Annotated in this window: 2 protein-coding genes and 1 pseudogene; 1 reads left to right on the top strand and 2 read right to left on the bottom strand. The window is 54.7% G+C overall.

Annotated features, from left to right (window positions below; genetic code table 11):
* Nucleotides 1-195 precede the first annotated feature (195 nt).
* The gene (locus FMM79_RS20110) at nucleotides 196-534 is read right to left on the bottom strand and encodes a hypothetical protein (RefSeq protein ID WP_148629304.1); all 339 of its coding nucleotides are present in this window, start codon (nucleotides 532-534) and stop codon (nucleotides 196-198) included.
* Nucleotides 535-538: 4 nt separating this feature from the next.
* Nucleotides 539-1,366 carry an RHS repeat-associated core domain-containing protein gene (locus FMM79_RS20105; RefSeq protein WP_148629303.1) on the bottom strand — a complete coding sequence of 276 codons (828 nt, stop codon included), beginning with the start codon at nucleotides 1,364-1,366 and terminating at the stop codon, nucleotides 539-541.
* On the opposite strand from FMM79_RS20105, the pseudogene FMM79_RS20100 reads away from it, so the two are divergent.
* A pseudogene (locus FMM79_RS20100) lies at nucleotides 1,330-2,126 on the top strand (IS3 family transposase); the annotation flags it as partial. The gene FMM79_RS20105 and the pseudogene FMM79_RS20100 overlap by 37 nt on opposite strands.

The raw sequence follows: 2,126 nt of genomic DNA, 5'->3' as shown, positions 1-2,126 counted from the left end.
TTCGAGCCGCTTGGTGTCCGGTCCTGTAACCTCAATCTGGATGCCCGTTCGCATGCGCCATCTTCGCATGTCCCCCCGTTCAAGGGAATCCCGAAAACGGAATCATCTGTTCCGATCAATCCACTAGAGACCGGGATTTGCAAAGCCAGTCTCATGAGCAGAACGTGGCCATCGACCGGCCAGAAATCGAAGCATTCAGTAATTTGAGATTTTCACCAATTTATCAGTGGTATCCCTGCAATACACCCTTACGAAACTATACTGTCCATATTTCGGCATGAATCTTACGCATTCATGTTCCTTGTCCCGGAAAAAATCGGGGTGCATGGCTTGCAGGTTCTCACGGAGGATCGTCCTGTCAGCGCTTGGCGCTGCGGCGACTAAACCCTTGATCGCATCATGGTACACAGACGCCTTTACGGCATCATCATCGCTAAAATAGAACCATTTCAAATAGTTTGATCCAGCATAAAACCCTAATGCCAGGAAAATGACAGCTGAAATGGCGAGGATGAGATATGTTCTGCTTTTCATCTCATCACCTGCTTGAACGAGAGCAGTAGAGGACACCATTCTGGACCGAAACACTCATAGCTTCCCCAAATCCATCACCATTGGAAATATCCGCCGGTGAAAGATCGGGTGCGTACGTGTCCGATGGGTAATGCGAGTGAAATACGATCGCATTCCCATTTAGCCTGAGAAAATTCTGGACAGTGAAACCCTTAGAGGCGTTCCAAAGGCCGCCGACGCCGGTAGTCGTCGGTCCGATGCTTACATTCCCACCGCCCCACATTCGAGGCACGGTCCGAGATACAAATCCATACTCGCGACGATTCGCGGCACCCAATCGGTCAATGTTCGCAATAGACTTCGCCAATGCAGGATTCTTGGCCACCAAGTCGTTGATGCCAGATGAAGCGCAATTGTCCTGCTCTGTTTGCTCCTTACTTTGCGGCTCTTCGCCATCCCCTTCAGAGTTCCCCCGTCCAGGGTATTCGCGCTCAGAGCCAAGAGAGTTATTGCCACTACCAAAGCCATCAGGCCGCTCTTCTTCTACGCAAATAAGTGCCTCCTCACACTGTTCTCGAATGCATTCAGCCTCGCTCAAATCAAAACACCTGTCGCTCAGTTGAAGCCCTGAGGGATCAACGTTGTTCACTGGATCTGATCCAACATAGTTGTACCAGTTCATGCCGTCGGCGTAACCGATATGATCGGTCTGCATGAAGCGGCCGAGTGTAGAGGTGGCCTGGAGAATCTGCACACTGAGATAATTGGATTTTCTGCCTGAGAGCAGCCAGATGGGCTGCGAGACAGGAGCAGAGAATGAGCAGACGACCCCGGCGCAACCACAGCCCGGCATTCAAGGCGAAGGTGGCGCTTGCCGCGATCAAGGGTGAGAAGACGCTGGCAGAGCTGGCGCACGACTATGATCTGCATCCCAACCAGATCACGACGTGGCGCACGCAGTTGCTCGAAGGGGCGGCGGGCGTGTTCGGCTCGGAGAAGGCATCTGACGAACCGGCCGTCGACGTGAAGACGCTTCACGCCAAGATCGGCGAGCTGACGTTGGCCAATGATTTTTTGGAAGGCGCGCTCGGCAAGGCAGGTCTGTTGCCGAGCGCAAGGCGATGATCGATCGAACGCACACCTTTCCCGTGAAGCGGCAGGCGAAGGAACTGGGGATCAGCCGGGGTAGTGTCTATTATCTGCCGCGGCCGGTTTCGTCCGAAGATCTTGCGATCATGCGTTGCATCGACGCGCTGCATCTGGAGTTTCCGTTCGCAGGCAGCCGGATGATGCGCGACTTTCTTCGTCAGGAGGGCATCACGATCGGCCGCTGCCATGTCGCGAGCCTGATGAAGAAGATGGCGATCGAGGCCGTCTATCGCCGTCCCAGCACTTCCAGGCCGGCGCCAGGGCACAAGATCTACCCCTATCTCCTGCGCAAGCTTCCGATGGTGAGGCCCAATCAGGTCTGGGCGACAGATATCAGCTACATTCCCATGGCCCGGGGCTTCGTCTATCTTGTCGCTATCGTCGACTGGTTCAGCCGCAAGGTCCTCAGCCACCGGATTTCGATTACGCTGGACGCCGACTTCTGCGTGGAAGCGCTCGAGGAA

This window comes from Novosphingobium sp. BW1 (assembly GCF_008107685.1).
In the GTDB taxonomy this organism is placed as follows: Bacteria; Pseudomonadota; Alphaproteobacteria; order Sphingomonadales; family Sphingomonadaceae; genus Novosphingobium.
This window is presented reverse-complemented; position numbering and strand designations above follow the sequence as displayed.

Bases quoted from the DNA above. Each gene is read 5' to 3' on its own strand.
- FMM79_RS20110 (WP_148629304.1), bottom strand. From the start codon at position 534: ATGAAAAGCAGAACATATCTCATCCTCGCCATTTCAGCTGTCATTTTC.
- FMM79_RS20105 (WP_148629303.1), bottom strand. From the start codon at position 1,366: ATGCCGGGCTGTGGTTGCGCCGGGGTCGTCTGCTCATTCTCTGCTCCT.